Origin of the sequence: Shewanella submarina (genome assembly GCF_042646185.1) — a bacterium.
Classification (GTDB): Bacteria; Pseudomonadota; Gammaproteobacteria; order Enterobacterales; family Shewanellaceae; genus Shewanella; species Shewanella corallii.
Genome location: NZ_JBHRTD010000018.1, coordinates 561,094 through 587,550, shown reverse-complemented (window position 1 = coordinate 587,550; position 26,457 = coordinate 561,094). Strand labels below are relative to the sequence as shown.

The 26,457-nt window shown below is 51.2% G+C and carries 25 protein-coding genes and 8 tRNA genes; 14 read left to right on the top strand and 19 right to left on the bottom strand.

What is annotated here, in order from left to right:
• The first annotated feature begins 85 nt into the window (after positions 1–85).
• From lolB to gpt, 4 genes are all read left to right on the top strand, one after another.
• A complete protein-coding gene (lolB, locus tag ACFOE0_RS19585; RefSeq protein WP_248934263.1) occupies positions 86–730 on the top strand; it encodes a lipoprotein insertase outer membrane protein LolB in 645 nt (214 codons plus the stop codon).
• A 6-nt stretch (positions 731–736) separates the two neighbouring features.
• Entirely contained in the window at positions 737–1,591 is an 855-nt protein-coding gene (gene ispE, locus ACFOE0_RS19580; RefSeq protein ID WP_248934262.1) for a 4-(cytidine 5'-diphospho)-2-C-methyl-D-erythritol kinase, read from the top strand.
• A gap of 79 nt (positions 1,592–1,670) precedes the next feature.
• Positions 1,671–2,618, top strand: a complete 948-nt coding sequence (locus ACFOE0_RS19575) for a ribose-phosphate diphosphokinase (protein WP_115138018.1) — start codon at positions 1,671–1,673, stop codon at positions 2,616–2,618.
• Between the two features lie 225 nt (positions 2,619–2,843).
• Complete coding sequence (gpt, locus tag ACFOE0_RS19570) at positions 2,844–3,299, top strand: xanthine phosphoribosyltransferase (protein ID WP_248934261.1); 456 nt, start codon at positions 2,844–2,846, stop codon at positions 3,297–3,299.
• Between the two features lie 87 nt (positions 3,300–3,386).
• Here the strand turns inward: gpt and ACFOE0_RS19565 are convergent, their stop codons facing one another.
• From ACFOE0_RS19565 to ACFOE0_RS19495, 15 genes are all read right to left on the bottom strand, one after another.
• A complete protein-coding gene (locus tag ACFOE0_RS19565) occupies positions 3,387–3,779 on the bottom strand; it encodes a hypothetical protein (protein ID WP_248934260.1) in 393 nt (130 codons plus the stop codon).
• Between the two features lie 12 nt (positions 3,780–3,791).
• Complete coding sequence (locus ACFOE0_RS19560) at positions 3,792–4,241, bottom strand: hypothetical protein (protein ID WP_248934259.1); 450 nt, start codon at positions 4,239–4,241, stop codon at positions 3,792–3,794.
• A 102-nt stretch (positions 4,242–4,343) separates the two neighbouring features.
• Positions 4,344–4,970 carry a Type 1 glutamine amidotransferase-like domain-containing protein gene (locus ACFOE0_RS19555; protein WP_248934258.1) on the bottom strand — a complete coding sequence of 209 codons (627 nt, stop codon included), beginning with the start codon at positions 4,968–4,970 and terminating at the stop codon, positions 4,344–4,346.
• Between the two features lie 86 nt (positions 4,971–5,056).
• Positions 5,057–5,926, bottom strand: a complete 870-nt coding sequence (pdxY, locus tag ACFOE0_RS19550; RefSeq protein WP_248934257.1) for a pyridoxal kinase PdxY — start codon at positions 5,924–5,926, stop codon at positions 5,057–5,059.
• Between the two features lie 470 nt (positions 5,927–6,396).
• A tRNA-Gln gene (locus tag ACFOE0_RS19545) sits at positions 6,397–6,471 on the bottom strand.
• Between the two features lie 42 nt (positions 6,472–6,513).
• Positions 6,514–6,590, bottom strand: a tRNA-Met gene (locus tag ACFOE0_RS19540).
• Between the two features lie 172 nt (positions 6,591–6,762).
• A tRNA-Gln gene (locus ACFOE0_RS19535) sits at positions 6,763–6,837 on the bottom strand.
• Between the two features lie 42 nt (positions 6,838–6,879).
• A tRNA-Met gene (locus ACFOE0_RS19530) sits at positions 6,880–6,956 on the bottom strand.
• A gap of 2 nt (positions 6,957–6,958) precedes the next feature.
• Positions 6,959–7,033, bottom strand: a tRNA-Gln gene (locus ACFOE0_RS19525).
• Between the two features lie 32 nt (positions 7,034–7,065).
• Positions 7,066–7,140, bottom strand: a tRNA-Gln gene (locus tag ACFOE0_RS19520).
• Between the two features lie 32 nt (positions 7,141–7,172).
• Positions 7,173–7,257, bottom strand: a tRNA-Leu gene (locus ACFOE0_RS19515).
• A gap of 29 nt (positions 7,258–7,286) precedes the next feature.
• A tRNA-Met gene (locus tag ACFOE0_RS19510) sits at positions 7,287–7,363 on the bottom strand.
• A 541-nt stretch (positions 7,364–7,904) separates the two neighbouring features.
• Positions 7,905–8,996 (bottom strand): redox-regulated ATPase YchF, encoded by a 1,092-nt coding sequence (gene ychF, locus ACFOE0_RS19505; protein ID WP_115138023.1) that lies wholly within the window; start codon positions 8,994–8,996, stop codon positions 7,905–7,907.
• A 102-nt stretch (positions 8,997–9,098) separates the two neighbouring features.
• Positions 9,099–9,686 carry an aminoacyl-tRNA hydrolase gene (gene pth, locus ACFOE0_RS19500; protein ID WP_115138024.1) on the bottom strand — a complete coding sequence of 196 codons (588 nt, stop codon included), beginning with the start codon at positions 9,684–9,686 and terminating at the stop codon, positions 9,099–9,101.
• Positions 9,687–9,887: 201 nt separating this feature from the next.
• The gene (locus tag ACFOE0_RS19495; protein WP_248934755.1) at positions 9,888–11,060 is read right to left on the bottom strand and encodes an FAD-dependent oxidoreductase; all 1,173 of its coding nucleotides are present in this window, start codon (positions 11,058–11,060) and stop codon (positions 9,888–9,890) included.
• A 229-nt stretch (positions 11,061–11,289) separates the two neighbouring features.
• Between ACFOE0_RS19495 and ACFOE0_RS19490 the strand changes: the two genes are divergently transcribed.
• The 6 genes from ACFOE0_RS19490 (at position 11,290) to lnt (ending at position 17,255) form a co-directional block, all read left to right on the top strand.
• Positions 11,290–11,586 carry a hypothetical protein gene (locus ACFOE0_RS19490; RefSeq protein ID WP_115138025.1) on the top strand — a complete coding sequence of 99 codons (297 nt, stop codon included), beginning with the start codon at positions 11,290–11,292 and terminating at the stop codon, positions 11,584–11,586.
• A gap of 142 nt (positions 11,587–11,728) precedes the next feature.
• Positions 11,729–13,156 (top strand): tRNA (N6-isopentenyl adenosine(37)-C2)-methylthiotransferase MiaB, encoded by a 1,428-nt coding sequence (gene miaB, locus ACFOE0_RS19485; protein WP_248934256.1) that lies wholly within the window; start codon positions 11,729–11,731, stop codon positions 13,154–13,156.
• Between the two features lie 133 nt (positions 13,157–13,289).
• Positions 13,290–14,330: a PhoH family protein gene (locus ACFOE0_RS19480; RefSeq protein WP_248934255.1), complete on the top strand. Its 1,041-nt coding sequence runs from the start codon at positions 13,290–13,292 to the stop codon at positions 14,328–14,330.
• A complete protein-coding gene (gene ybeY, locus ACFOE0_RS19475) occupies positions 14,320–14,781 on the top strand; it encodes an rRNA maturation RNase YbeY (protein ID WP_115138027.1) in 462 nt (153 codons plus the stop codon). Before ACFOE0_RS19480 ends, ybeY begins: the two co-directional genes overlap by 11 nt.
• A 29-nt stretch (positions 14,782–14,810) precedes the next feature.
• The gene (corC, locus tag ACFOE0_RS19470) at positions 14,811–15,689 is read left to right on the top strand and encodes a CNNM family magnesium/cobalt transport protein CorC (protein ID WP_248934254.1); all 879 of its coding nucleotides are present in this window, start codon (positions 14,811–14,813) and stop codon (positions 15,687–15,689) included.
• Positions 15,690–17,255 (top strand): apolipoprotein N-acyltransferase, encoded by a 1,566-nt coding sequence (gene lnt, locus ACFOE0_RS19465; protein ID WP_248934253.1) that lies wholly within the window; start codon positions 15,690–15,692, stop codon positions 17,253–17,255.
• A 36-nt stretch (positions 17,256–17,291) separates the two neighbouring features.
• Here the strand turns inward: lnt and ACFOE0_RS19460 are convergent, their stop codons facing one another.
• Positions 17,292–18,248 carry a hypothetical protein gene (locus ACFOE0_RS19460; protein WP_248934252.1) on the bottom strand — a complete coding sequence of 319 codons (957 nt, stop codon included), beginning with the start codon at positions 18,246–18,248 and terminating at the stop codon, positions 17,292–17,294.
• Positions 18,249–18,414: 166 nt separating this feature from the next.
• Here ACFOE0_RS19460 and ACFOE0_RS19455 point away from each other — a divergent pair, with 166 nt between their 5' ends.
• Positions 18,415–18,705, top strand: coding sequence for a DUF6482 family protein (locus tag ACFOE0_RS19455; RefSeq protein ID WP_115138031.1), 291 nt, complete (start codon positions 18,415–18,417; stop codon positions 18,703–18,705).
• A 64-nt stretch (positions 18,706–18,769) separates the two neighbouring features.
• Here the strand turns inward: ACFOE0_RS19455 and ACFOE0_RS19450 are convergent, their stop codons facing one another.
• From ACFOE0_RS19450 to ACFOE0_RS19440, 3 genes are all read right to left on the bottom strand, one after another.
• A complete protein-coding gene (locus ACFOE0_RS19450; protein WP_248934251.1) occupies positions 18,770–19,975 on the bottom strand; it encodes an EAL domain-containing response regulator in 1,206 nt (401 codons plus the stop codon).
• A 120-nt stretch (positions 19,976–20,095) separates the two neighbouring features.
• A complete protein-coding gene (locus ACFOE0_RS19445) occupies positions 20,096–21,226 on the bottom strand; it encodes a pyridoxal phosphate-dependent aminotransferase (RefSeq protein ID WP_248934250.1) in 1,131 nt (376 codons plus the stop codon).
• Positions 21,227–21,479: 253 nt separating this feature from the next.
• Positions 21,480–21,980: a zinc ribbon-containing protein gene (locus ACFOE0_RS19440; protein WP_115138034.1), complete on the bottom strand. Its 501-nt coding sequence runs from the start codon at positions 21,978–21,980 to the stop codon at positions 21,480–21,482.
• A gap of 300 nt (positions 21,981–22,280) precedes the next feature.
• Between ACFOE0_RS19440 and leuS the strand changes: the two genes are divergently transcribed.
• From leuS to holA, 3 genes are read left to right on the top strand one after another with little or no spacing between them, the layout of a single operon-like run.
• Positions 22,281–24,860 carry a leucine--tRNA ligase gene (gene leuS / locus ACFOE0_RS19435; RefSeq protein WP_248934249.1) on the top strand — a complete coding sequence of 860 codons (2,580 nt, stop codon included), beginning with the start codon at positions 22,281–22,283 and terminating at the stop codon, positions 24,858–24,860.
• Positions 24,861–24,890: 30 nt separating this feature from the next.
• On the top strand, positions 24,891–25,418 hold the full coding sequence (locus ACFOE0_RS19430; protein WP_248934248.1) for an LPS-assembly lipoprotein LptE: 528 nt from the start codon (positions 24,891–24,893) through the stop codon (positions 25,416–25,418).
• Complete coding sequence (gene holA, locus ACFOE0_RS19425) at positions 25,418–26,452, top strand: DNA polymerase III subunit delta (protein ID WP_248934247.1); 1,035 nt, start codon at positions 25,418–25,420, stop codon at positions 26,450–26,452. The genes ACFOE0_RS19430 and holA overlap by 1 nt, the downstream gene beginning before the upstream one ends.
• Positions 26,453–26,457 lie beyond the last annotated feature (5 nt).

Here is a 26,457-nt window from a genome sequence, read left to right as displayed (position 1 = left end):
TTCCCCGTGTTGTCGGGACTTGGTAATCCCAAACAGCCGACCTATCATAGGGACTTTGGCACCACAGTTATAGGCGAATAATTTGATGCGCTTCACAAAACCCCTGCTGTCAGGGCTGATTATAGTCACCGCTGCCCTATCGGGATGTGTATCCAAACCTGATTTGCCTCTGGTTCCTGTCGATATTAAACAACCGGCTGCCGCCTATGCGTGGGATCTGTCCGGTAAGATTTTGGTTAAAACCCCTGATGACAAGGTGAGCACCAACCTCTACTGGCTGCATAGCCCCAGGCGCGATGAAATGCGCCTCACCTCTATGCTGGGCACCAGCCTGATGTCCATGAGTGTTACCCCAGAGGAAACCAAACTGACAGCTGATGGTGATACCTATACAGATGATGACCCGCAGCGCCTGCTTTATCGCCTGTCAGGCTGGAGTATCCCGGTGGACAAGTTGCCCTTGTGGCTAACCGGCCAATTCGAAGGGGCCACCGTTATCAAAAAAGATGCCCAGGGGCGCCCCAGTGAACTGCTGGCCACAGGCATTCAGCCCTGGACCATACAGGTACGCAGCTGGCAGCCTGATAATCCGGTTCTGCCAAGGCTGATGCTGGTATCCCGCCCGGGAATGGAGCTAAAAGTACAGATTAACCGCTGGCAGGCGCTGGCACCGGCTGCACCCGCAGCCAATTCGCTGCCCACTAATGATCAGGCCAATACTCAGAGCTAACTCAAGATGACCGACACTATTTCACGTAACTGGCCTGCTCCGGCCAAGTTGAATCTGTTCCTGCACGTTAATGGTCGCCGTGAAGACGGTTACCATGAACTACAAACCCTGTTTCAGTTTGTGGATCATGGCGACACCATGGACTTTAAGGTGACGGACAAACCTGAGCTGATTCTGCACTCAGATATGGCTGAACTTGTCCCAGACAGCGATAACTTAATTCTTAAAGCCGCAAAATCACTCAAAGAAGCAAGCGGTTATAGCGGTGGCGCAGAGATATGGCTGACTAAAATACTGCCCATGGGCGGCGGCCTGGGTGGCGGTAGCTCTGATGCAGCGACTGTATTGGTAGCACTGAACGCACTTTGGCAAACCGGCCTCACAAAACAGCAACTTGCTGCTATTGGCTTAAAGTTGGGCGCTGATGTTCCTGTTTTTATTAATGGTTTAGCCGCATTGGCAGAAGGCGTGGGTGAGAAACTGGAGACGGTAACACCGGCTGAACCCTGGTACCTGGTGATTCACCCCAAAGTCCATGTATGCACCAAAGCTGTATTCCAAGATCCTGATTTACCAAGAAATACGCCCAAGCTCACATTAAACTCGCTAATGTCCAATCCCTGGCAAAATGACTGTGAGAAACTGGTCGCAGAGCGTTACCCCCAAGTTGCCAATGCGTTGGCGTGGCTGATAGAATATGCGCCGTCCAGAATGACCGGCACAGGTGCCTGTGTGTTTGGCTCATTCGACACGCAACAAAACGCACTGGATGCGCTGGCTGAAATGCCTGCTGAATTTGATGCTTTTGTTGCCAAAGGGATGAATATATCGCCGTTGGAGCAGCGCCTGCGCCAGCTCTGACCAAACTATCTGGACGGTGACAATTGCGCTTTGTTACCGCCAGCCACCAGAAATAAAGCAAACGCCTGAGGTTCTTACAGTGCCCGACATCAAGCTCTTTGCTGGGAATGCCACCCCCAGTCTTGCTAAGAAGATTGCTGACCGTCTATTTTGCAAACTTGGCGACGCCGAGGTAGGTCGATTCAGCGATGGTGAAATCAGTGTCCAAATCAACGAAAACGTGCGTGGTGCTGATGTGTTCATCATCCAGTCTACCTGTGCACCGACCAATGATAACCTGATGGAACTGATCGTAATGGTAGATGCGCTGCGCCGTGCTTCTGCCGGCCGTATCACCGCCGTTATTCCATATTTTGGTTATGCCCGCCAAGACCGCCGCGTTCGCAGCGCCCGGGTACCTATCACCGCTAAAGTAGTAGCGGATTTCCTGTCCAGCGTAGGTGTTGACCGCGTACTGACCTGTGACCTGCACGCTGAGCAGATCCAGGGCTTCTTCGACGTACCGGTAGACAACGTTTTCGGTAGCCCAGTGCTGCTGGAAGATATGGTGGCTAAAGAGCTGGACAACCCTGTAGTGGTTTCTCCGGACATCGGTGGCGTGGTTCGCGCACGTGCCGTAGCCAAGCTGCTGGATGATTCCGACCTGGCTATCATCGACAAGCGTCGCCCACAGGCAAACGTTGCTCAGGTAATGCACATTATCGGTGACGTAAAAGATCGCGACTGCATCATAGTTGATGACATGATCGATACCGGCGGTACCCTGTGTAAAGCTGCTGAAGCCCTGAAAGAGCACGGTGCCCGTCGCGTATTTGCTTACGCCACTCACCCAGTGTTCTCCGGCAATGCTGCTGACAACATTGCCAACTCAGTTATCGATGAAGTGATCATCACCGACACTGTGCCTCTGTCTCCAGAGATGCAGAAAGTGGGTAAAGTAACTCAGTTGACCATGTCTGCTATTCTGGCTGAAGCTATTCGTCGCGTAAGCAACGAAGAGTCTATCTCTGCCATGTTCAGACACTAATACGGCTTAACCCGTATCGTAAAACGCGCTCACTGTGAGCGCGTTTTTTGTTTCTGGGGTTTGGCGATAAAAGCTTGCAGATTTGCTTAACAAAACTGTGAGTTACAGCGCAAAACTGAGTTTGTATCCGCTCCTGTTTCCGGACAAAATACGCCGCAACCTAATATCTGGTATTAGCATACTCCCTACCCACAGGGCTCCAGCCCTCCAAGACAAGGTTGCGACATGAGCAAGAAATTTCTAATCACCTGGGACAACATGCAGATGTACACCCGTGAGTTGGCCGAGCGCCTGCTGCCAGCTACTCAGTGGAAAGGCATCATTGCGGTAAGCCGCGGTGGTCTGGTACCTGCTGCGATTCTGGCCCGTGAACTGGGCCTGCGCCATGTTGATACCATCTGTATCGCTTCTTACGATCACGATCAAAAAGGCGAAGCGAATATCCTGAAACAGGCTCCCGGTGATGGCGAAGGCTTTATCGTAGTAGACGACCTGGTTGATACCGGCTCTACCGCCAAGCTGATCCGCGAACTGTATCCAAAAGCCAGATTTGTGACCGTGTGCGCCAAGCCTGCCGGTGCCTCTCTGGTTGACGACTATATCGTCGACATTCCACAGGACACCTGGATTGAGCAGCCCTGGGACACAGGCGTTAGCTTCCGTGCACCACTGCACAAGTAATATCGCTTTGAGCTGATACAACAAAGCCGGCGTGGAGTGACTCTGCGCCGGCTTTTTAGTTTGGATAAATAAAAGAGCTACTGAGTATCAAAAGTTTCGAAATGAATCTCTTGCTTCAACCGTTACCTCATACGCCAGTGTTCTTCTCAAACGAATCATCAATTTATCTACAGTGCTCTGCTTTACTTTACAGCCTTCACACTCCACGGATTTTAACTTCACTGTGATAGCATCATCGACAACGACAAATTCCGCTTCCAGTAAGTACTTTTTATAAAGCAAGCTCGCCAGGTATTCTCCATTCTGGCTGCCCAAAAGTTTCCATTTAGCTCTTTGTGTCGTCTTTTTCAGCAGTTCAGGGACATCCTTTACATATCCTCCCATGGGCACAGGGTTTTCATATCTTTGCAACTCGTATCCGGACGCCCCCCCACAAACCAACGCACTCAAAACGACCAGGCCACTCAATAACTTTGTCATACTGTTCCTTCCTTAGTATTTCAGTTGCTGGTGAATACTCTTACGCAGGTTTTTGATGTAGTTGTAATACCCCCGCCCGTTCTTATAGCAAATATCCTCGATCAGGTTTTTGCAGACATAATCACCAAGTGCCGCATGGTATTTGAGCTGCACATAGTCCTCATCATATTCAATCCGCATCACGTTTGTATCACCCCGATAGTCGAATCGAGCCAGGATATATCCGTCTCCTTCACCTTCATAAACCCAGGAAAAACCCTTGGTTTTCAACATGCCTTCGAAAATTGCGTAGCGGATCTGGCCCACAGACTTTCCGTTAACAGGAATCTCTTTGTGAACGGCATTTATATATCGCTCGAAGGATTTGGGCTTAGCGCTGGAATCAATGACCAAAGGCACAGGTTTGGCAAAGCCAGGGCTGGACAGCAGCAGTGTGAATAAAATGGCAATGGGCAGCTTCAACGTATGACTCCTTGTCAATCAGTTAGAAAAACTGACGAAAAATAGATAAGTGCCTCCAAACCTCTCATAGTTTTGTGTTTCTGCAAAATCAACAGATGATAGTTATACCTTCCACACCGGCGATCCAAAACTAACCCACTCTTGTCCCTGCAGGGCCAATACATCTTGATCATGCAGCAAAACCACTGGCCTGAACTGATCAGCTTGTCGTAGCCAGCCATGGTTATCATCAAGCGGTAAGTGGGGCACCAGATTGAACTCCATCAGCCCTGCTCCTGCGGGATCCTGCAAGCCTATGTCATTGCGATCACCACACACAGCTGCACTGGCAATAGAAGGGGCGAGTATCATGGCGCCGGCACTCAAGCCCACCAAACCACCGCCAGACAGCGCAAACTCCTTCAACCTGAGCAACAGCTCTCTTTGCTTAAGCCAGTAGAGAAAACGAAAAGTATCGCCACCGCTCAAATGAATGATGTCGCAAGCAAGCAGTCTGTCTACCAGCTTGGCATCATAGCCCTGCTCGAGCTCAAGGTAGAGATTCATCTCAATACCCAGGCTGGCATACCAGTCTTTCACCGGCCGATAGTATTCCCGGTTAGGATCCGGCTGCGAGGCGATGTAAGCTGCAGTCATCTCAGAAGAGTCTGAATGCAGTCGGGCTCTCAGCGCTGCCACCGCTGTTGAGGCATGCTTCGAATCCATCGAGCTTAACAATACCAGTTCCATACCCCTTCCGTGTCAGTGATCCATAAAAAAGCCCCCACATCATGACTGACGCAGGGGCGGATATTCAATGACTTTAATAGTCGGGCTTACTTAACCTGTTTGGCGTGCTCGGCAATCACGGGGTTGGCAATGGCATCCTGAGCCAAAATCAGCTGCAGTTCATAGGCGTTTTGCTTGAAGGTTTCCGCCAACACTGCATCAACAGACGCATTGGTGCGCTCAAATGCAATCACAGGCTCGAAGCCAGCCATCAGGTTAGCCAGCATCAGACCACTGATCAGATCACCCACGCCTACAGGCTGCTTGTTCGCGGCGAATTCATACAAAGGACGATTCGCCAGCCAGGCACCCTTGGCGGTCACCAGCAGGATTTCAAATTTCTCAGTAGAGGTTGCAGCACGGGAGAGGTGCTTGACCACGACCATCTTGATACCTTTGGCGATCAGGCTTTCACAGGCCTCAATAGCTTCATCCAGGTTATGGATAACGCGATCAGTCAGGGTTTCCAACTCAAGCAGGTTTGGCGCTATCACATCTGCTGCAGCCAAGGCCTTGGTACTGAGGAATTCTGAAACGCCGGGGGCCACAATACAGCCCTTTTCAGGGTGTCCCATCACAGGGTCACAGAAATAGATTGCATTAGGGTTCGCTGCTTTCAGCTTTTCCACGGCTGCGACTATCTCTTCGCCCTGCTCGGCACTGCCCAGATAACCACTGAGCAACGCATCAACTGTGCCCAGCACCTTAATGTTCTCCAGCCCCTGCACCAGTTCAGTAATCTGGCCTGCTGGCATCACCATACCTTTCCAGCCTTCAGCGTACTGGGTGTGGTTGGAAAACTGCACTGTGTTGATGGGCAGCACATCCATGCCACTGCGACGCATAGGAAAGACCGCGCTGCTGTTTCCGGCGCAGCCATATACCACGTGGGATTGGATGGAGATGATCCGCTTCATGGGTAAACCTTTTATAAGTATGCAATTAAAAAATAATTGTAGATTGAGGGCCAGACAGGCAACCGAGTGCGCAAGTATAACACCTGCTAAAGCATGCGCAGTGCTGCAGATAACGCTGAGCGTTTAGTTGTACGCGTTTTAATCTGGTGTTCATCTAAATCAAGGTGACAAGACTGTTGGCCTCAAGCAATTGTCTTTGTGCTAACCCAGGTGAGATAGGGTCAAATCAGCTCAAATGGCCAGGAAGAAAACCTGACTGGAAGATCTGCAGAGGCAAAAACTGCCAGATAGTAAGACTTAGAGATATTGGTTGGGCAACCTGGACGGAGCTAAGCCAGGGCAAATACAACGGGTACAAAAAAGCCTGTCAACATGGACAGGCTTAGATGTAATAGCTGAGGCACCAGAATTCTAACCTGGGCATAGATGACGGGATCAAAACCTGTCAGCTAATTCACCATACTAAATAATGGCTGGGGTACCAGGATTCGAACCTGGGAATGCCGGGATCAAAACCCGGTGCCTTACCGCTTGGCGATACCCCAAAACTGGGCGCAAGAGGAAGAAAACTTCAACTCACTGAAATATGGTAGCAATGGCGGGACTTGAACCTGCGACCCCCGCATTATGAGTGCGGTGCTCTAACCAGCTGAGCTACATTGCCAAAGCTTGAGTATTTCAATAACAGCTATATAGCTTGTGTTATCAAATCACGCTTTGAAACAGAAAGACCCGTCGCGTGACGGGTCTTAATGTATGGCTTGGGTACCAGGCTTCTAACCTGGGCATAGATGACGGGATCAAAACCTGTCAGCTAATTTCACCATACTAAATAATGGCTGGGGTACCAGGATTCGAACCTGGGAATGCCGGGATCAAAACCCGGTGCCTTACCGCTTGGCGATACCCCAAAACTGGGCGTAAGACGAAGAAGACTTCAACTCACTAAAATATGGTAGCAATGGCGGGACTTGAACCTGCGACCCCCGCATTATGAGTGCGGTGCTCTAACCAGCTGAGCTACATTGCCAATGGCTGGGGTACCAGGATTCGAACCTGGGAATGCCGGGATCAAAACCCGGTGCCTTACCGCTTGGCGATACCCCAATCAAGATTGGAAACACGGTAAATAAGGAAGATGGCTGGGGTACCAGGATTCGAACCTGGGAATGCCGGGATCAAAACCCGGTGCCTTACCGCTTGGCGATACCCCACCTGTACTTCTAATTACTTCAAATCGCTAAAATGGTACGGGAGGAGAGACTTGAACTCTCACACCTTGCGGCACCAGAACCTAAATCTGGCGTGTCTACCAATTTCACCACTCCCGCAGCGACTTTTAGTATCCCATCCCGAAGGATGGTAGCAATGGCGGGACTTGAACCTGCGACCCCCGCATTATGAGTGCGGTGCTCTAACCAGCTGAGCTACATTGCCACTTTGTTTCCTGCATCCCCCTCAGCGGGGAACGGGGCGTATTATGCTTATTCCACCCAAACAGGTCAACCGGTTTTTTCCGCCGAAACCCGGTTATTGTATCGTTCGGCTATTAACTCATCAATATGAGCATTTCAGGAGCATAACAAGGCAAAAAAGCCGCTGTTTACGTGGAATTTTTTCATTTTCAGCAGAAAAAACCAGATTCCATTAACTCTCGGTGAACAGCTGCTGACCAGACAATCAAAGCGCCTGATTAAAGCGTCGCCGATCCCATGGGATCTTTCTGGCAGCACAGAGATCCCGCAGGCCTTTATCTGTGTCATCTGCCACTGACTGACATAAGCCGGTCAATTCACCACCTATATAATAGTGGTCAGTTGCTTCGGATAATTACCGGACCAAAAGTCAGCCAACAAAAAAGGAGCCCTCAGGCTCCTTTTGATTCGCAATCAGCTTAAATCGCACATTTAATCCGGCATCGGAAGAGCTATGTCGGCTCGCCTTGCGCTGCGACTGCCAGCCCTCCATACCACAGCGATTAAACGTTAAACAGGAAGTGCATTACATCGCCGTCTTTAACGATGTAGGTCTTGCCTTCAACACGCAGTTTACCGGCCTCTTTACAGGCCGCTTCACCTTTGTACTGAATGAAGTCATCGTAAGACATTACCTGAGCGCGAATAAAGCCGCGTTCAAAGTCAGTGTGAATCACACCGGCAGCCTTAGGAGCACTGGCGCCAACAGGGATGGTCCAGGCACGAACTTCTTTTACACCAGCAGTAAAGTAAGTTTGCAGGTTCAGCAGTTCATAACCGGCACGGATTACACGGTCCAGGCCTGGCTCTTCCAGACCCAGATCAGCCATAAACTCATCACGCTCTTCAACATCCATCTCAGCCAATTCAGACTCGATGGCTGCACATACAGCAACAACCACGGCGTTTTCGTTGGCCGCAATGGCGCGTACCGCATCCAGATGAGGGTTATCTTCGAAACCGTCTTCAGATACGTTGGCGATATACATGGTTGGCTTCAGGGTCAGCAGGTTCAGATAACCAACTGCTTCCAGCTCTTCTTTGGACAGTTCCATAGAACGCAGCATTTGGCCTTCGTCCAGAACCGGACGCATTTTTTCCAATACTTCCACTTCGAACTTGGCATCTTTATCGCCACCCTTGGCACGCTTCTGCTGGCGGGTAATGGCACGCTCGACGCTATCCAGGTCCGCCAGAGCCAGTTCAGTGTTGATCACTTCGATATCACCAGCAGGATCGACACGGTTGGCAACGTGAACAATGTTGTCATTGTCAAAGCAACGAACCACGTGACCGATAGCATCGGTTTCTCGGATGTTGGCCAGGAACTTGTTACCCAAACCTTCACCTTTGGAAGCACCGGCAACCAGACCAGCGATGTCCACGAATTCCATGGTAGTTGGCAGAACACGCTCAGGCTTTACGATTTCAGCCAGAGCATCCAGACGGGAATCCGGTACAGGTACCACGCCGGTGTTCGGCTCGATGGTACAGAAGGGGAAGTTTGCCGCTTCGATACCAGCCTTGGTCAGCGCATTGAACAGAGTTGACTTACCTACGTTTGGCAAACCAACGATGCCGCATTTAAAACCCATAGTTTTACCTTTCTATATTAATGACGGCTTGGCCAACTGAATGCCAAACCCAAAATGCTCAGGTCCGCAGATGCGGGCCCCTCGATATTTAAGCAGAAAAAGTTACTCAGCTTTGAAGCTGTGCAGTCTGGTTTGTGCCTTCACCATGCCGTCTTTAAACAGCACTTCGGTGGAACGAACCGCTTCATCCACAGCTGCCAGAATCTTCTCCTGATCCGCCTGCGGCGCCTTGTTCAGCACATAACCCGCGACTTTATTCTTGTCACCCGGATGACCTATGCCGATGCGCAAACGGTAAAATTCTTTGTTGTTACCCATTTTGGCGATGATATCTTTCAGGCCGTTATGACCACCGTGACCGCCGCCTTTTTTGAACTTGGCGATACCAGGCAGCATATCCAGCTCATCATGGGCAACCAAAATCTCTTCCGGCGCGATGCGGAAGAAGTTGGCCAGCGCAGATACCGCTTTACCACTTAAGTTCATATAAGTGGTTGGGATCAGCAGGCGTACATCCTTGCCGTGCAAAGTGACTCTGGCTGTCAGGCCGAAATATTTGCTGTCAGGCGTCAGGCTGGTGTTGCAAATACGCGCCAGCTCTTCCACATACCAGGCACCGGCATTATGACGTGTCTGGGCATATTCGGCGCCCGGATTGGCCAGGCCGACAATCAGTTTAATTTCACTCATGCTTATTATTTGTGACCGTCCTGAAGACGGTATTTTCCACATCGAATTTTCAAAAACGCGGCATTTTAACACTCAATCTCGGCAGGCAACAAATTTCAGACAGCATAAGCATTAAATCCTCTGGAAAGCAGCGTATCGAGCAACAAAAAACGGGACCTCAAAGTCCCGTTCAGCGGAATGTATGCGCCCATGGCTTCAACCTTAAGCCTGGTTCAATCCCAGAGCGTATTTAAGCACCTGATCTTTTATTAGACCGGCGTTATCAGCCAGCTTCAGCGCGGCGTTACGCAACAGCTTAAGAGGCAGCAGATCATTGCTGAAACCTGCATAGAAGGCATCCATTGTGCTCATCATCAGCAGGTTATCCTTATATCTGGCGTCCTGATAACGGCGCAAGCTGGCCTGGCGCCACCACTCGCTTTCTCCTTTGGCTTTATCAAGCAGTTCAACCAGTGCATCTACATCTTTAAAGCCCAGGTTCACCCCCTGCCCTGCCAGCGGATTAATGGTGTGAGCGGCATCACCGAGAATGACCAGGTTATCGTCCACATATTGTTGAGCATGGCGTCTGGTCAGCGGGAAACTGCCGCGACCAAGCACAGTAAAGTCTCTATCCAAACGTTCCGGGAAATGGGCTTTAATCTCGGCTTCCAGTGCAGGCAGGCTGAGTTGATTCAGCTGTCTTATCCTTCCCGGCGAGTCGTACCAGACCAAAGAGGCAAACTTGCCCGGCAGAGGCAGCAGTGAACGAGGGCCACTTGGGGTAAATTGTTGCCAGGTGACATCCTGCTGCTCACAACCAGTAGCAATATTAATCAGCATGGCGTGCTGACCATACTCCCAACCGGTCACACCAATGCCTGCCCAGTCCCTGACCTGGGAATTGGCACCATCCGCCCCCACCAGCAAACGACACTCAACCTCAGACTCATCGTCCAGTATGACATTGATGCTGTCTTCACGACGCTCGAAACGGCTGACTTTGGCAGGACACTTAAGGGTAATAGACTCGACCGTTTCCAACTGCTGCCACAGCGCCAACTGAATGACCCGGTTCTCGACGATATGTCCCAGGTGTGAAGCCTTTATCTGGTCAGCGTGAAAGCGGGTAATAAAGCCTTCCATCTCCCAGGTTTCCAGCCCCATATAAGGTACGCTGCGCATCCCATGAATGGCATTCAGTGCGCCAAGGCGGTCAAGCAGCTTTTCAGAGGCAACACTGATAGCAGAGACTCGCAAGTCCAGCGGCTGCTCGGGAGCAAATGGCTTGGGCTCAAAGGCTTCAATCAGGGTAACCCTGTATCCCAACTGTCCCAATCCAATGGCGGTTGCCGCACCTACCATGCCACCACCAATAATGACTACATCCTGCATCTCTGATCTGTCCAAGTGTATTACCTGTTCTATTCATGCCCACTTTCTCCGTGAGCAAATGAACTATGTCTGAATATTTCCGGGAGGGGAATTACACATATTTACTTACAACCCGCAGGGCCTACCCGGAATTCCTTGCCTACACTCAATACATGGCTTGACCTTTTTGCCGTTGAAATGAGTTCAACGCGTCGTTGAGCCAATCGCACCTGTAATAAGTGAGGATATTATGAAGACACTATTCGCCTCTGCTGTACTTGCCCTCTTTGTAGCTGCACCGGCCAGTGCCAATTTGCAGCCAGCTCATTATTCTTTGGATAATATTGAGCGCATCGAAGTGCTGTACGAAAACAGTGTGGATTATGCCTTATCCCGTGATACCAAGGAATGGCTGATCCAGGAACTTGATGTCCTGTCTAACGATACTTACCACAGAGTCAAACAGCAAAACCTGTCACTGATCAAAGCCTTTGAGGTGAACGTACCAGTGTCGGGCGGTTTGGCTCAAACCTCTACAGTGAGGTGATCCGGCCAAACCCTCACTGGTTGTGGGGTTTGACAGTAAGGTCAGTGGCTAAATTAATTCGGACAAATGCTGGTCAGTATCTGGCAGAATGGGTAAAATACCGCGCTATTTTTTACCCTGGTTCGAAGAGCGAAGCACACTGATGAGTAAAAAACTCCATATCAAAACCTGGGGCTGTCAGATGAATGAGTATGACTCATCCAAGATGGCCGACCTGCTGGGCGAAGCTCAGGGCTATACCCTGACTGAAGAAGCAGAAGACGCAGATATCCTGCTGCTGAACACCTGCTCGATTCGCGAAAAGGCTCAGGAAAAGGTATTCCATCAGCTGGGCCGCTGGAAAACCTTGAAAGACAAAAACCCTGAGCTGATCATCGGCGTGGGTGGATGTGTAGCATCACAGGAAGGCAAAGCGATTAAAGAGCGTGCCCAGTGTGTTGATATCATCTTTGGCCCCCAGACTCTGCACCGTCTGCCGGAAATGATTGAACAGGTTCGCCGTGGCGAAAAAGCGGTTATCGACGTTTCTTTCCCCGAAGTAGAGAAGTTCGATCGTCTGCCTGAGCCTCGCGCTGAAGGCCCGACCGCGTTCGTTTCTATTATGGAAGGCTGCAGCAAGTACTGCTCTTTCTGCGTAGTGCCATATACCCGTGGTGAAGAGGTCAGCCGTCCTCTGGATGATGTGATCCTGGAGATCGCTCAGCTGGCTGAACAAGGCGTACGTGAAGTGAACCTGCTGGGTCAAAACGTAAATGCTTACCGTGGAGCCACTCACGACGGTGAGATCTGTAGCTTTGCCGAGCTGCTGCGTTATGTTGCGGCCATCGACGGTATCGACCGTATCCGCTTCACCACCAGCCACCCGATTGAATTCACTCAGGATATTATTGACGTATACGCCGATACCCCTGAGCTGGTGAGCTTCCTGCATCTGCCGGTACAGTCTGGTTCAGACCGCATTCTGACCCTGATGAAGCGTAACCATATGGCCATTGAGTATAAGTCCATTATCCGCCGTCTGCGTCAGGCTCGTCCTGATATTCAGATCAGCTCTGACTTCATTATTGGCTTCCCGGGCGAAACCCAGGAGGACTTTATGGATACCATGAAGCTGATTGAAGATGTTAACTTCGACCACAGCTTCAGCTTTATCTACAGTGCCCGTCCGGGAACTCCGGCAGCCGATCTGCCTGATGATGTCGATCTGGAAGAGAAGAAGCAGCGCCTGGCGATTCTGCAGGACCGTATCACTCAGCAGGCGATGCGCTTCAGCCGCCATATGCTGGGCACAGTTCAGCGTATTCTGGTAGAAGGTCCGTCGGTACGTAATCCAATGGAACTGCGCGGCCGTACTGAAACCAACCGGGTGGTGAACTTCGAGGCGGATCCAAAGCATATCGGCAGCTTTGTGGATGTGGAGATTGTGGATGTATTCCCTAACTCTCTGCGCGGTAACTTTATCCGTGGTGAAGATGAGATGGATCTGCGTCGCAACCTGCGTCCGTCAGACATTCTGGCCAAGCACAAACAAGACGACAATCTGGGCGTAACTCAGTACATTCCTGAGTAAGATCTCAGCAAGATGACAAAGGGCGGCCCCATGGTCGCCCTTGCCGTTTTTTGGGAGTAAGATAAGTGCCAACACACGGGTCCAATGCGTTCAGTAGCAACCCGTTTTACTAATGCAAACAAGGGAGCATTCGTTGTCCAGCAAATTAAATACGATGAATTTGTACCTCGAACCCGCCGACAATCGCCGTCTGGCATCACTGTGCGGTCCCTTCGATGACAACATCAAACAACTCGAGCGCCGCATCGGCGTAGAGATCAGCTACCGTAACAACCATTTTAAAATTGTCGGCCTGCCTCGCAACTGCTTAACCGCCAACAATCTGCTGAAAGAGCTCTATGTAGAAACTCAGCCGGTCAAGGGCAGCACTCCTGACCTTGAGCCGGATCAGGTGCATATTGCCATTCAGGAAGCCATTGCACTGGAAGTGGAAGAGCCCGGCGACGATAAAGAGCTGTATATCAAAACCCGACGTGGCGTAATTAAGCCTCGCAATCCAAACCAGAGTCAGTATGTGGCCAATATTGTGCGCCACGACATCACCTTTGGTATTGGGCCGGCGGGTACAGGTAAAACCTACCTGGCGGTTGCCGCTGCGGTTGATGCACTTGAGCGTCAGGAGATCCGCCGCATCCTGCTGACCCGCCCAGCAGTTGAAGCCGGTGAGAAACTGGGCTTCCTGCCCGGCGACTTGAGCCAGAAGGTGGACCCTTATCTGCGTCCTCTGTATGACGCCCTGTTCGAGATGATGGGCTTTGAAAAAGTGGAACGCCTGATCGAGCGTAATGTTATCGAAGTCGCGCCTCTGGCTTATATGCGTGGCCGTACCCTGAACGACGCCTTTATCATTCTGGACGAAAGCCAGAACACCACAGTTGAACAGATGAAGATGTTCCTGACCCGTATTGGCTTCAACTCCAAGGCGGTAATCACAGGAGATATCACTCAGATCGATTTGCCACGCAATGCCAAATCCGGCCTGCGTCACGCCATCGAAGTACTGGGCAACGTGGAAGAGATCAGCTTTAACTTCTTCCAGGCCAAAGATGTGGTGCGCCACCCTGTGGTTGCCCGTATCGTTGAAGCCTATGAAGCTCATGACCAGAAAGTTCAGGCCGCCAAAGGTGTGACTGACAGTCAGTACAGAATTGAGGAAACCAGCCATGAGTCTTGATTTGGCTATGGACCTGCAAATCGCTGTGGAGGGCTATAACCTGCCCTCGGAAGCCCAGTTTGAAACCTGGGTTCGTGCAGCACTGGGCAACACCATGGACGAGGCGGAACTCACCATCCGCATTGTGGAAGCCGAAGAAAGCCAAACCCTGAACCGGGACTACCGTGGCAAGGACAAATCAACCAATGTGCTGTCCTTCCCATTTGAAGCCCCGCCGGGAATTGAACTGCCTCTGCTTGGAGATCTTGTCATTTGTGCCGAGGTCGTTGAAAATGAGGCTGCCGATCAAAACAAGCCGGTCGAAGCCCACTGGGCACACATGGTTGTGCACGGTTGTCTGCATCTGCTAGGTTATGATCATATCGAAGATGCCGAGGCGGAAGAGATGGAGTCCATCGAGACTCAAATCGTTGAAAGCCTTGGATTTGAAGACCCTTACAAGGAGCAATAATTAGCTTGAAACAAGCTAAGAGCAACACTATGAGTGACGACATCCCCCCGAGTACGAACGCCCCTAAAAAGAACTGGTTTGATCGCGTTAGCCAGTTGTTCCAGGGCGAGCCTCAGAATCGCGAAGAACTGGTGGAAGTGATCCACGACGCTGAACAGCGTGAACTGATCACTGAAGACACCCGTGAAATGATTAAAGGTGTATTGGAGGTTTCCGATCTGCGTGTGCGTGACATTATGATCCCGCGTGCCCAGATTGTAGCCGTTCAGATCAACAACACAGTCGAAGAGCTGCTCTCCACTGTGATCTCCTCTGCCCACTCCCGCTTCCCTGTGGTGAATGAAGACAAAGACCACATCGAAGGGATTTTGCTGGCGAAAGATCTGATCAAGTACGGTTTTAACATGAGCGAAGAACCATTCGCCCTGTCAAAGGTGCTGCGCCCAGCAGTAGTAGTGCCTGAGAGCAAGCGAGTGGATGTGCTGCTGAAGGAGTTCCGCTCCCAACGCTACCACATGGCAATCGTAGTGGATGAGTACGGTGGTGTGTCCGGTTTGGTCACCATTGAAGACATTCTTGAAGAGATCGTGGGCGAAATCGAAGATGAATTCGACCATGACAGCGCAGAAGAAACGGAAATCCGTAAGGTAAGTAACCGTGTCTATATGGTAAAAGCTTTGACTCCGGTTGAAGACTTTAACGAAAAATTCGCCACTCAGTTCAGTGACGAAGAGTTCGATACCATTGGTGGCCTGGTGTCCCATGCCTTTGGTCATCTGCCTGAGCGCAATGAAAAAATCACCATTGAAGGTATTGAGTTTAAGGTTATCAATGCTGATACCCGTCGCCTGATCCAACTCAGGGTAACTCTGCCTGCCTCCGAAGAGGCTGAACCGACAGAAGAATAAATGCTGTTGACCAAGACCCGGGACAAACTTTTGTCCCATCCTGTTGCGGTACTGCTCACGGCCTATGCGGCCGGCGGCAGTACCGCTCTTGCTTTTGCGCCCTACAATATTTGGGTGCTCTATCCTCTCGCACTGGCCTTCGCCCTTTGGCGTATGCCCACACACAGTTTTAAAGCTGCCTTTGGTTATTGGCTGAGCTTCGGCTTTGGCGCTTTCAGTATTGGTATCAGCTGGGTCCATGTCAGTATGGACAGGTACGGCGGTCTGCCGCTGGTTGCCTCGATAGGTCTGATGGCACTGCTGGCACTGTATCTGGCGCTGTATCCTGCTTTGGCCGGTGGTCTGCTGCAGAAACTGAGCCGCCGCAACGACTACTGGCGCTATCTGGCGCTGTTCCCTGCCTTGTGGACACTGACAGAGTGGTTGCGGGGCTGGATAATGACAGGCTTCCCCTGGCTGTGGGCCGGTTACAGCCAGACTGATGGTCCGCTGCGGCCGCTGGCATCCATCACAGGCACTCTGGGGTTAAGCTTTGTGGTGGCCTTTATGGCCGGTGCCATCTTGCTGGCACTGAGCAAGCGCTGGAAGCCATTGGCCATTGCCCTGCCAATCTTGCTGGCAGTGACCATGGCGGTCCCATCACTGAATGACATTGTGTCTCAGAACAAACAGGTTAAGGTCGCACTGGTGCAGGGCAATATAGCCCAAAGCATGAAGTGGGAACCTGATCACCTGTGGCCCACCATGCTCAAATACATGGACCTGTCCCGCCCTGTACTGGATGCCGATATCGTGATTTGGCCCGAAGCGGCTATTCCGGCGCCAGAGTATATGGTCAATGACTTTCTGGAGAACGCCAATAAGGCCGCTAACCTGAATCACGCAGCTATTATCACAGGCATTATCAGTTACCAGCAGGACAAGTTTTATAACTCACTGATCGTGTTGGGGAACCACTTTGGCAAGCAGCAGCCTGCGGGCGACTATCTGGGTGACGGCGTCAATGAGTTTCGCAAACACCACTTGCTTCCCATAGGTGAGTTTGTACCTTTTGAGGATCTGCTGCGTCCGATTGCGCCCCTGTTTAATCTGCCCATGTCCTCCTTTGCCCGGGGTGACTATCAGCAGCCAAACCTGAGCGCTCTGGGTTATCAACTGGCACCGGCCATCTGTTATGAAATCGCCTTCCCTGAGCAGGTCAGAGACAATGTTCACAGCAACACAGATATGCTGATGACAGTCTCCAATGACGCTTGGTTCGGCGAGTCCAACGGACCACTGCAGCATATGCAAATTGCCCGTATGCGTGCGGTGGAGCTGGGCAGGCCTTTACTGCGAGCCACCAACAATGGTGTTACTGCCGTGGTGGACTATCAGGGGAATGTGATTAAGTCCCTGCCTCAGTTTGAAGCTGGAGTATTGACCGCCGAGGTGCCATTGGTAACCGGCATGACCTGGTTCAACAAGCTGGGGCAATGGCCGGTTCTGGCACTGGCTGTGGTGCTGATGGCACTGAGTATTGCCAGAAGACTTAGCCTGTTGGGATTGCCTAAGTCCGCTGACTGATAAAAAAGACCGCCACATGGCGGTCTTTTTCATTCTTCATTTGGGACGATTTCCACCCAGAGCCAACAATCTGGACTTTGGCACCTCTACCGGATACTTGTAGAGCTGAGCCCGCCGCATGGCACTGATATGCTCTTTATCCAGCACCACCTGGCCATCTTCCTGAGATACCCCGAACCATGCCAGTGCTGAGCTGACATCCGGCATCTTGTCGCTGTCACGCCACTTATCATAGTAATAACTGAACAGGCTCATCCCCAGTTGCTCATCCAAAGCCGTAATGAACTCCCGCCCGGTTTTATAACTGCTGTTGTTACGGCAACAGCTCTGGTAACTGGACAGTACTGCCAACAGCTGTTCACCATGCAGCTGCAGCGCGTACTCCATCTGCAAATAGTAGGCAGCGCCCACCCAGTAAACCCTCATATAACTGTGCTGTGACTTCATTTCCCTGCTCGCCTGACTGAGGTTGCCGGAAAATCGGCTGTTGTCTGCCCGCGAAAATCCATCTATCAGCCCCTGCCACACCGCCTGCTCACTCTTGAGTCCCGCATTGAACATCAATATGCCCTGATACCAACTGGCCAGCCCTTCAGATAGCCATACATCACTTCGCCCCGGGTATGGCATCAGCAGGTGACTTAACTCATGAGCAGCGGTCCAGTCCGCCATCAGAGTGTATGAACTCAGCTCCTGACCAAGGTAAAAGTTGACCCCTTCTACGCCTTCTCTTCGGACTTCCGCCCAGGGCACAGGTCCTTTGCCATAGCTGGCCCGTCTAACCTGGTACCTGGCCTGTTCTACCGGAAAGCGACCATAAAGCCCGGCCAACGCCTGACTGTAGCGCTCGAGCCAGCGAGTCACTACCTTCCTCTCGCTGGCATCAAATCCATCTTCAAAGTGCACTTCAAGCTCTGCACCACCAACATGGAGGAGTTCATCAGCCTGAGCGTGACCAGCAAGCAGAATGAAGATAAGCAGTATCTGTTTCATGCAACGTCTCCCATCAGGGGATAAATGGAGCCTTTGCGGTTCAAGTTTCACTCTACCCTTAACTACGCCCTCTGTCGGCGGACGATCAGCAAAGGTGATAAATAGACTGAACGGTTTTCACTCTGCCTGCGTAACTATTCAGGAATGGACAATCAGGAGAGCTTAAATGCTGGCAGAACAACTTATGCAACAAATTCAGCATGGTCAGGGTGAAGCCATGATCATCAGCTATGCAGACAGCAATCACTATTTGGCAGGACTTGAAGATGGGCATGGGTTGTTTCATGCATTGAAAAGTAAACGTGGCGAGCTGATTACTTACAACTCCATCAGTGAAGCTGAACATGCCCTGGCATCCATAGGGGTAAAAACCGCTACTGTGCAACTTCAGACTGCATACGATGAAATGGTAGGACAAACTGAATCATCTTCCAGCCGCTACACAGTCGGGCTGTAATGACTCACCTGGACTGAGCCCTGTTGTGGGCTCAGCTTAACGTCTTTATTCAGTGCTTGCTCTGTTACTGCATACTGACAAACTGTTTTTGCCAGCTCGCGTACCAGGCCGCCAGAGCTTCAACCGGTCTGGGCAGACAAATCAGATATCCCTGAACCACCATTTGGTCACAGTTATCAATCAGGTATTTCAGCTCTTCCACCTGCTCGATCCCTTCCGCAACCAGGGTAACACCCAGCTGCTTTGCAATATCCGTCAATGAGTGCACCACAGCCTGACAGAATGCATCACGATGGATATTGATAATCAGGCTCCGGTCGATTTTCACCTCGGAAAATGGCAGGGTTCGCAGTTGATTCACATTGGTAAAACCTGTGCCAAAATCATCCAGAGACACTCCGAAACCGCGCATTCGTAAACGATTGAGCGTTTCCAGTTGCCGCGCATTTCTCAGCGCTCTCTCTTCAGTGATCTCCAGCACCACCTTATCAATCATCACGCCCTCTTCCTTAAAGGCGGACTCCAGACGTTCAACCAGCCCCTCCTGCTCCAGCTGGGGAGGCGACAGGTTAATCCCCAGTTTGACCTGCTCCCCGAATATCTGTTTAAGGTAATGACCGGATTGACACGACTTATGAATCAACTGAAATGTCATGGCATCCAGCAAACCATGCTTTTCTGCGGCTTCGATAAACCGCCAGGGAGTAATGGCGTTAACCTCTCCCGGACGCTTGATACGCATCAGCACTTCAACACTGTCCACCTTATTGGTCACCATATTGACCTTGGGCTGGTAGTAAGGGGTAACCCATCCCTTATCCAGAGCCTCAAGCAGTTCAGCCTTACTGAGCTCCTGTTTGTCTTTACGGACATCGCCCATCAGCTCTTCTGCTTTCAGCAGCAGTCCGTTGAGATCATTTGGCTGAATCGGCTTGGGCACACAGCCAATCAATCTCAACCTGTGATGCTGGGCAATCTCGGCTGCGAGAGTAATGATTCTGGGCTCCATCTCGGAGATGATCCCCACCGCCCCTTTGAACTCAATTTCTCCCAGCTTACGTAATAGCTGCATACCATCCATATCCGGCATATTCAGATCGGTAAGCAGCAAGGCATATTTTCCCGGGTTTCGGTCAATCACTTTGATAGCCCTGGCAGCACAATCCACACAGGTCACCTGATGGTAACCCTGTTTGTCGAGCATGGATTGCAGCAATAAAAGAATGGCCCGGGAGTCATCAATGACCAGAATATGTTTGTCCTTCAACATAAGCATGCAGGTAATAAAAGTTATGCTTTAAACCTAGTAAAAGAAGGCGTTTTTGCAAAAATAATAGAGGTGAAAACAGTGGAAAGTTGCAGGGCAGCGATTGCCCTGCAACAAAGGAAATCAGACCCAGCCTTGCTGACGGAAACGGATCAGGGTTTTGCAGAAAGTCACCATCTCATCGGGACGTCCCAACGACAGGCGATTCCAGCCATTGGTGTGGTTAAAGCTACGGCCCACCAGAATACCCGCCTCTTGCATACGTTTCTGATACACAGAAGTATCGCCATTCACCTTATGGAAAATAAAATTGGCGTTGCAGGGCAAGGCTTCCAGACCCAAAGCTGCCAGAGTTTCCATCACCAATTGCAGTGACTGCTGGTTGCTCTTGATACTCAACTCAACCCAACTGCTATCTTCCAGCGCCGCTTTTGCGGCCACGCAGCCGGCAATGTTGGCATTATCTATACTGGCCTGTGCAGCCATACGCTCAAGCATGCTGGCCTGGGCAATACCATAACCGACCCGCAGACCCGCCAGGGCATAAATTTTAGAGAAGGTTCTGGCCACGGCGATATGTGGATTGCCCGCCTTCACCTGAGCAAGCGCTGATACAAAATCCGCATCCTGAACATACTCGGCATAGGCCTCGTCGATGATAAATTCGAGCTTATCCGAACCCTGCCCCAGCCATTGACTCAGCTCAGCACCCGGCAACAACAAGCCGGTTGGATTATTGGGGTTACACAGATACACCACAGATTTCCCCGGGTGAGCTGCCACAGCGGCTTTCATGCCCGCAATATCTGTCTGCAAACCGGCGGTGACAGGTACTTTCACCACTTTCATGCCCCGGGCAAGGGCATAGTCTTCAATCACGCCAAAGGTGGGGTCTGGCATCACCAGCTGAGCGCCATCTGCCGCCATGGCATCCAGACTCATTTTCAAAATCTCAGATGAGCCATTGCCATAGATCAACTGATTGGTCTGAACGCCATAATGACTGGCCAGCGACTGCATCAGTTCAGTCCTGGCAGCATCGGGGTAACGGAATGCACCGGGAAGGGCCTGTTGCAGCGCCTTCATGGAAGAGGCCGGTAACCCAAGACTGTTTTCATTGAAATTCAGCGCCAATGGGCCGGTTTGAGCAGGCATAGCCGCAGCAACAGGGACAGAAGAGGATTGGCAGCCAGCCAGAGCGAGAGTGCCCACAGCGGCACCAGCAGAAAGAAAGTGGCGACGGGACAGTTGCATAGAGTTTACCTTTATTTGAATTTTTATTTTCAGGCATCTTAGGAAAAGCCTTGGTAAACACCAGAGTATTAGTTCAATTAGTTGCGAACAGTCACAATATTTATGCAAACAAAGACGGATTTGGTGAGTAGTTATGCAGGTGAGTTAAGAAAAACAATCAGCAGGAACCCTGGCAAAGGCTGGTTCCTGCAGGAAAGAATGAATTGCCCCGCCTCTCAGTAGGGCTTATTGGGAATAATCTTTAGCAAGTGTGCTATGGAGCCAACGCCTCACGGACAAACTCGCCATTGTCACACTCTGGGCAGTCGGGGATCACACCGGGAAACTCGATACTCATGGCGTGACCACACTGGGTGCAGATCACTTTGCCCTGATTGATAATCTCGCCACTGTGATAATGGCCTTCAGTTTTCAGATCCTGAGCCAGCTCATGCCACTCAACCTGACTGCGGTCGGTAATCTCGCTTAACCAGTGCCAGAAGGTACTTTCCATCGACAACAAGGTTGGACTGTAACTGACGTCTCCTGCATGTTGCTCAGCCAAAAAGCTGATGATATCCCGCTTAAGAAAGTGTTCCACCAAGCCAAGCTCTGTTTCATCCGCGCTCTCCCTGAGCGTCAGAAACTCACGACCACTGGTGACTGACGCCAACAGGTCTTTGGTCGTCAACTCAGGGTCTTTGGCATATTCAGCTTTAACCTGATCGATGAGCTTTTGGTAAAGGGCCAACAGTGCTGCACTCTTGTCACTCATGAGTCTTACTCCTTTTCCTCAAATCCGGCCTGGGCGGTCGCTATCAGACACACTAAAAAATCTTTATGCCCTGTATCCAGTTTACTCCCAAAACAATCCCTCTGGGCAAGTGTAAAAATCTTAATCAGGAATTTCGATTTCCAGTCAAAACCGGCCAAAGCATCTCTGTATGCAAATTAAAGCAATCTCCTGCTGCTTCCTTACTTGGGTATAAAGCGCTCTTGGTTTATTCTATGCAGATCCAATCGCGCAGTAACTGGCGCAAGATCAAAAATCAAGCGGCAAGGCCGGAAGAGATCGATGCAAGAACAATACAATCCTTCAGCTATCGAGCCATTGGTGCAGAAGCACTGGGCCGATAAGAAAACCTTCGAAGTCACCGAAGACCCAAACAAAGAAAAGTTTTACTGCCTGTCCATGTTCCCGTATCCATCCGGTCGACTACACATGGGTCACGTACGTAACTACACCATTGGTGACGTAGTATCCCGTTTCCAGCGTCTGCAGGGTAAGAACGTGATGCAGCCAATCGGTTGGGACAGCTTCGGTCTGCCAGCTGAGAATGCCGCGATCAACAACAAAACTGCACCAGCTCCATGGACTTATGAAAACATTGAGTACATGAAAAACCAGCTGAAACTGCTGGGCTTTGGCTATGACTGGAGCCGCGAAATTGCGACCTGCACCCCAGAGTACTATCGTTGGGAACAGTGGTTCTTCACCAAGCTGTATGAAAAAGGCCTGGTATACAAAAAGACCTCTGCCGTTAACTGGTGCCCTAACGACCAGACAGTTCTGGCCAACGAGCAGGTTATCGACGGTTGCTGCTGGCGCTGTGATACCTCTGTTGAACAGAAAGAAATTCCTCAGTGGTTTATCAAGATCACCGACTATGCAGAAGAGCTGCTGAACGATATCGACACTCTGGATGGCTGGCCTGATCAGGTTAAGACCATGCAGCGTAACTGGATTGGCCGCAGTGAAGGTATCGAAATGACCTTCAAAGTGGCTGGCAGTGACGAGACTTTCGATATCTACACTACCCGTCCTGACACTGTAATGGGCGTGACCTATGTAGCTATCGCTGCAGCTCACCCTCTTGCTGAAAAAGCAGCTGAAACCAATCCAGCACTGAAAGCCTTTGTTGATGAGTGCAAAAACGCTAACAACACTGAAGCTGAGCTGGCGACCATGGAAAAGCTGGGCGTGGATACCGGCCTGAAAGCCATCCACCCACTGACTGGGGAAGAAGTACCGGTATTTGCTGCCAACTTCGTGCTGATGAACTATGGCACCGGCGCGGTAATGTCTGTACCTGCACATGATCAGCGTGACTATGAGTTTGCCAAGAAGTACGGCCTGAACCTGAAAGCGGTTATCAAACCTGCTGACGGCGAAGTCGACATCTCTGAAGCGGCTTACACAGATAAAGGCGTACTGTTTAACTCTGGTGAGTTTGACGGTCTGGAGTTCCAGGCAGCCTTTGATGCTATCGACGCCAAACTGTCTGCAGAAGGCAAAGGCAAGCGTCAGGTGAACTATCGCCTGCGCGACTGGGGTGTATCCCGTCAGCGTTACTGGGGCGCACCGATTCCAATGGTGACCCTGGAAGACGGTACCGTTATTCCAACACCTGAAGATCAGCTGCCGGTTATCCTGCCTGAAGATGTGGTCATGGACGGTGTTCAGAGCCCAATCAAGGCGGACAAAGAGTGGGCCAAGACCACAGTAAATGGTCAGAGCGCCCTGCGTGAAACTGACACCTTCGACACCTTTATGGAGTCTTCCTGGTACTACGCCCGTTACTGTAGCCCACAGGCTGACGAAATGCTGGACCCAACCAAGGCCAACTACTGGCTGCCGGTTGACCAGTATATCGGTGGTATCGAGCACGCCTGTATGCACCTGCTGTATTTCCGCTTCTTCCACAAGCTGCTGCGCGACGCTGGCCTGGTGAACTCTGATGAGCCAGCCAAGCAACTGCTGACTCAGGGCATGGTACTGGCTGACGCCTTCTACTACACCAACGAAAAAGGTGCCCGTGTTTGGGTTTCTCCGCTGGATGTGACCGTTGAAGAGCGCGACGACAAGGGTCGTATCACCAAGTGTGTGGACAACGAAGGCCATGAGCTGGTGTACACCGGCATGAGCAAGATGTCCAAGTCCAAGAACAATGGTATCGACCCTCAGGTAATGGTTGAGAAGTACGGTGCTGATACCGTGCGTCTGTTTATGATGTTCGCTGCGCCACCAGAGCTGACTCTGGAATGGCAAGAGTCTGGCGTGGAAGGTGCACACCGCTTTATCAAGCGTCTGTGGAAACTGGCTCACGACCATATTGCTGCTGGCCCGGTTGCCGCCCTGGATGTGACGTCACTGAGCGCAGATCAGAAAAACCTGCGTCGTGAACTGCACAAGACCATCGCCAAGGTATCCGATGACATCGGCCGTCGTCAGATGTTCAACACTGCTGTTGCAGCAGTGATGGAACTGATGAACCACCTGCAGAAGGCGTCTACTGAATCTGAGCAGGACCGTGCCCTGATGGCAGAGGCCCTGTCAGCGGTTGTTCGTCTGCTGTACCCAATCACTCCGCACCTGAGCTTCAATCTGTGGAATGAGCTGGGCAACGAAGGCAACATCGAAGACACTCGCTGGCCAGAAGTTGACGAAGCAGCTCTGGTTGAAGATTCCAAGCTGATCGTAGTTCAGGTGAACGGTAAACTGCGTGCCAAAATCACTGTTGCTGCTGATGCCAGCAAGGAAGAGGTTGAGGCTCTGGGGATGGGCGAAGAGCAGGTTCAGAAGCACACCGAAGGCAAGACTGTCCGCAAGGTCATCTATGTCCCAGGTAAGCTGCTGAACATAGTCGCCAACTAATTCTGAGCCAATAAGGAAATCCCTAAGCTTATGCTGAAAAAAAATCTGTCATTCAACAGTTTTTCACCTAAAGCACTGGGCTCAGTACTGCTGGCACTGGTTATTTTGACCAGTGCCGGTTGTGGCTTTCAGCTGCAGCGGAGCTATCAGATCCCGCCGCAGCTGACTACGCTGCACCTGAGCAGTCAGGACGAATACAGTGAACTGACACGTCTGGTTCGTGAACGTCTGCGTTTGAGTAACGTCAACCTGGTCGACAGTGCCAGCAAAGATGTTGCCGACCTGCGCCTGATCCGCGACTCACTGGAGCGCGCCACTTTGTCACTTTATCCAACAGGTAACGTGGCTGAGTATGAACTCATCTATCAGGTTGAGTTTGCTGTCGCCCTGCCAGACAGTGCTCCCGGCTTCTACAATGTGGAAATTCGCCGTGATTATCTGGATGACCCCCGTACAGCACTGGCCAAAAGCCGCGAAATGGATTTGCTGACCAAAGAGATGCGAATTCAGGCTGCCGACCGAATCGTACAGACCCTCTCCTCCATTGAGGTGAACTGATGCGGGTTTACCCCAATCAACTTGCCGCTCAACTGACCAAGCTCAAATCTGTTTATCTGGTATTCGGTGATGACCCCTGGCTGACAGACAACTGTAAGCAGCAGATCCTCAGCGCTGCCCGCAACCAGGGTTTCGATGAACGTATTACCCTGGATACCCAGGACACAGGATTCCAGTGGAGTCAGGTGGAGCAGGAGTTTCAGGCCATGAGCCTGTTTGCTTCCCGTCGTATCATCGAGCTGCATCTGGCCAACGCCAAACCCGGTACAGATGGTGCTGCCATGCTGCAGCAGTTGGTTGCCCACCCAAACCCGGACACCATACTACTGTTGATGGGGCCCAAACTGGGGATGGATCAAACCAAAACCAAGTGGTTTAAAGCTCTGGATGCTCAGGGTATATATCTGCCCTGCACCACGCCTGAGGGAGCCCAGTTTCAGCGCTGGCTGGTTGACCGCATTCGCGAACTCAAGCTCAAGCTCAGCCGCGATGCCGAAGCCATGCTGTTTAACCTGTACGAAGGCAACCTGCTGGCGGCAGATCAGGCACTCAAGTTACTTAAACTGCTGGCCAATGAAAAAGAGCTGACGGCAGAAGAGCTGAGCCACTATTTCGAAGACCAGTCCAGATTCAGTGTGTTCCAGCTGTCCGATACCCTGCTTGAGAACCACAAGAGCCGGGCCATGCACATGCTGTCTCAGTTGAAAGCTGAGGGCACCGCCATGCCTATCGTGTTGTGGGCACTGTTTAAAGAACTGGCGCTTCTGCTCAAACTCAAGTCTGCTCAGGAAGCCGGTACCAATCTGAACGCTATGTGGAGCAGTCTGCGCATCTGGGATAAGCGTAAACCTTTGTATCAATCTGCGTTGAATCGATTGAATCTACTGCAAATAGAGAAGATGCTGGCGGTGGCTGCCAATCTGGAAACCAAGCTGAAACAGCAAGGCGAAGAGGACTGGGTAGGCCTGAGTCATCTGTGTTTACTGTTTGACCCAACCGCCCACAGACAACTTGCTCATATCGAGGTGTGCTGATGCAC

Coding starts and splice junctions, on each gene's coding strand:
- ispE (WP_248934262.1), top strand. CDS start 737: ATGACCGACACTATTTCACGTAACTGGCCTGCTCCGGCCAAGTTGAAT.
- pdxY (WP_248934257.1), bottom strand. CDS start 5,926: ATGAAGCGGATCATCTCCATCCAATCCCACGTGGTATATGGCTGCGCC.
- holA (WP_248934247.1), top strand. CDS start 25,418: ATGCGGGTTTACCCCAATCAACTTGCCGCTCAACTGACCAAGCTCAAA.
- ybeY (WP_115138027.1), top strand. CDS start 14,320: ATGAGTCTTGATTTGGCTATGGACCTGCAAATCGCTGTGGAGGGCTAT.
- ACFOE0_RS19490 (WP_115138025.1), top strand. CDS start 11,290: ATGAAGACACTATTCGCCTCTGCTGTACTTGCCCTCTTTGTAGCTGCA.
- lnt (WP_248934253.1), top strand. CDS start 15,690: ATGCTGTTGACCAAGACCCGGGACAAACTTTTGTCCCATCCTGTTGCG.
- leuS (WP_248934249.1), top strand. CDS start 22,281: ATGCAAGAACAATACAATCCTTCAGCTATCGAGCCATTGGTGCAGAAG.
- ACFOE0_RS19445 (WP_248934250.1), bottom strand. CDS start 21,226: ATGCAACTGTCCCGTCGCCACTTTCTTTCTGCTGGTGCCGCTGTGGGC.
- miaB (WP_248934256.1), top strand. CDS start 11,729: ATGAGTAAAAAACTCCATATCAAAACCTGGGGCTGTCAGATGAATGAG.
- ACFOE0_RS19455 (WP_115138031.1), top strand. CDS start 18,415: ATGCTGGCAGAACAACTTATGCAACAAATTCAGCATGGTCAGGGTGAA.
- ACFOE0_RS19440 (WP_115138034.1), bottom strand. CDS start 21,980: ATGAGTGACAAGAGTGCAGCACTGTTGGCCCTTTACCAAAAGCTCATC.
- ACFOE0_RS19495 (WP_248934755.1), bottom strand. CDS start 11,060: ATGCAGGATGTAGTCATTATTGGTGGTGGCATGGTAGGTGCGGCAACC.
- ychF (WP_115138023.1), bottom strand. CDS start 8,996: ATGGGTTTTAAATGCGGCATCGTTGGTTTGCCAAACGTAGGTAAGTCA.
- corC (WP_248934254.1), top strand. CDS start 14,811: ATGAGTGACGACATCCCCCCGAGTACGAACGCCCCTAAAAAGAACTGG.
- gpt (WP_248934261.1), top strand. CDS start 2,844: ATGAGCAAGAAATTTCTAATCACCTGGGACAACATGCAGATGTACACC.
- ACFOE0_RS19565 (WP_248934260.1), bottom strand. CDS start 3,779: ATGACAAAGTTATTGAGTGGCCTGGTCGTTTTGAGTGCGTTGGTTTGT.
- ACFOE0_RS19555 (WP_248934258.1), bottom strand. CDS start 4,970: ATGGAACTGGTATTGTTAAGCTCGATGGATTCGAAGCATGCCTCAACA.
- lolB (WP_248934263.1), top strand. CDS start 86: ATGCGCTTCACAAAACCCCTGCTGTCAGGGCTGATTATAGTCACCGCT.
- ACFOE0_RS19450 (WP_248934251.1), bottom strand. CDS start 19,975: ATGTTGAAGGACAAACATATTCTGGTCATTGATGACTCCCGGGCCATT.
- pth (WP_115138024.1), bottom strand. CDS start 9,686: ATGAGTGAAATTAAACTGATTGTCGGCCTGGCCAATCCGGGCGCCGAA.
- ACFOE0_RS19460 (WP_248934252.1), bottom strand. CDS start 18,248: ATGAAACAGATACTGCTTATCTTCATTCTGCTTGCTGGTCACGCTCAG.
- ACFOE0_RS19430 (WP_248934248.1), top strand. CDS start 24,891: ATGCTGAAAAAAAATCTGTCATTCAACAGTTTTTCACCTAAAGCACTG.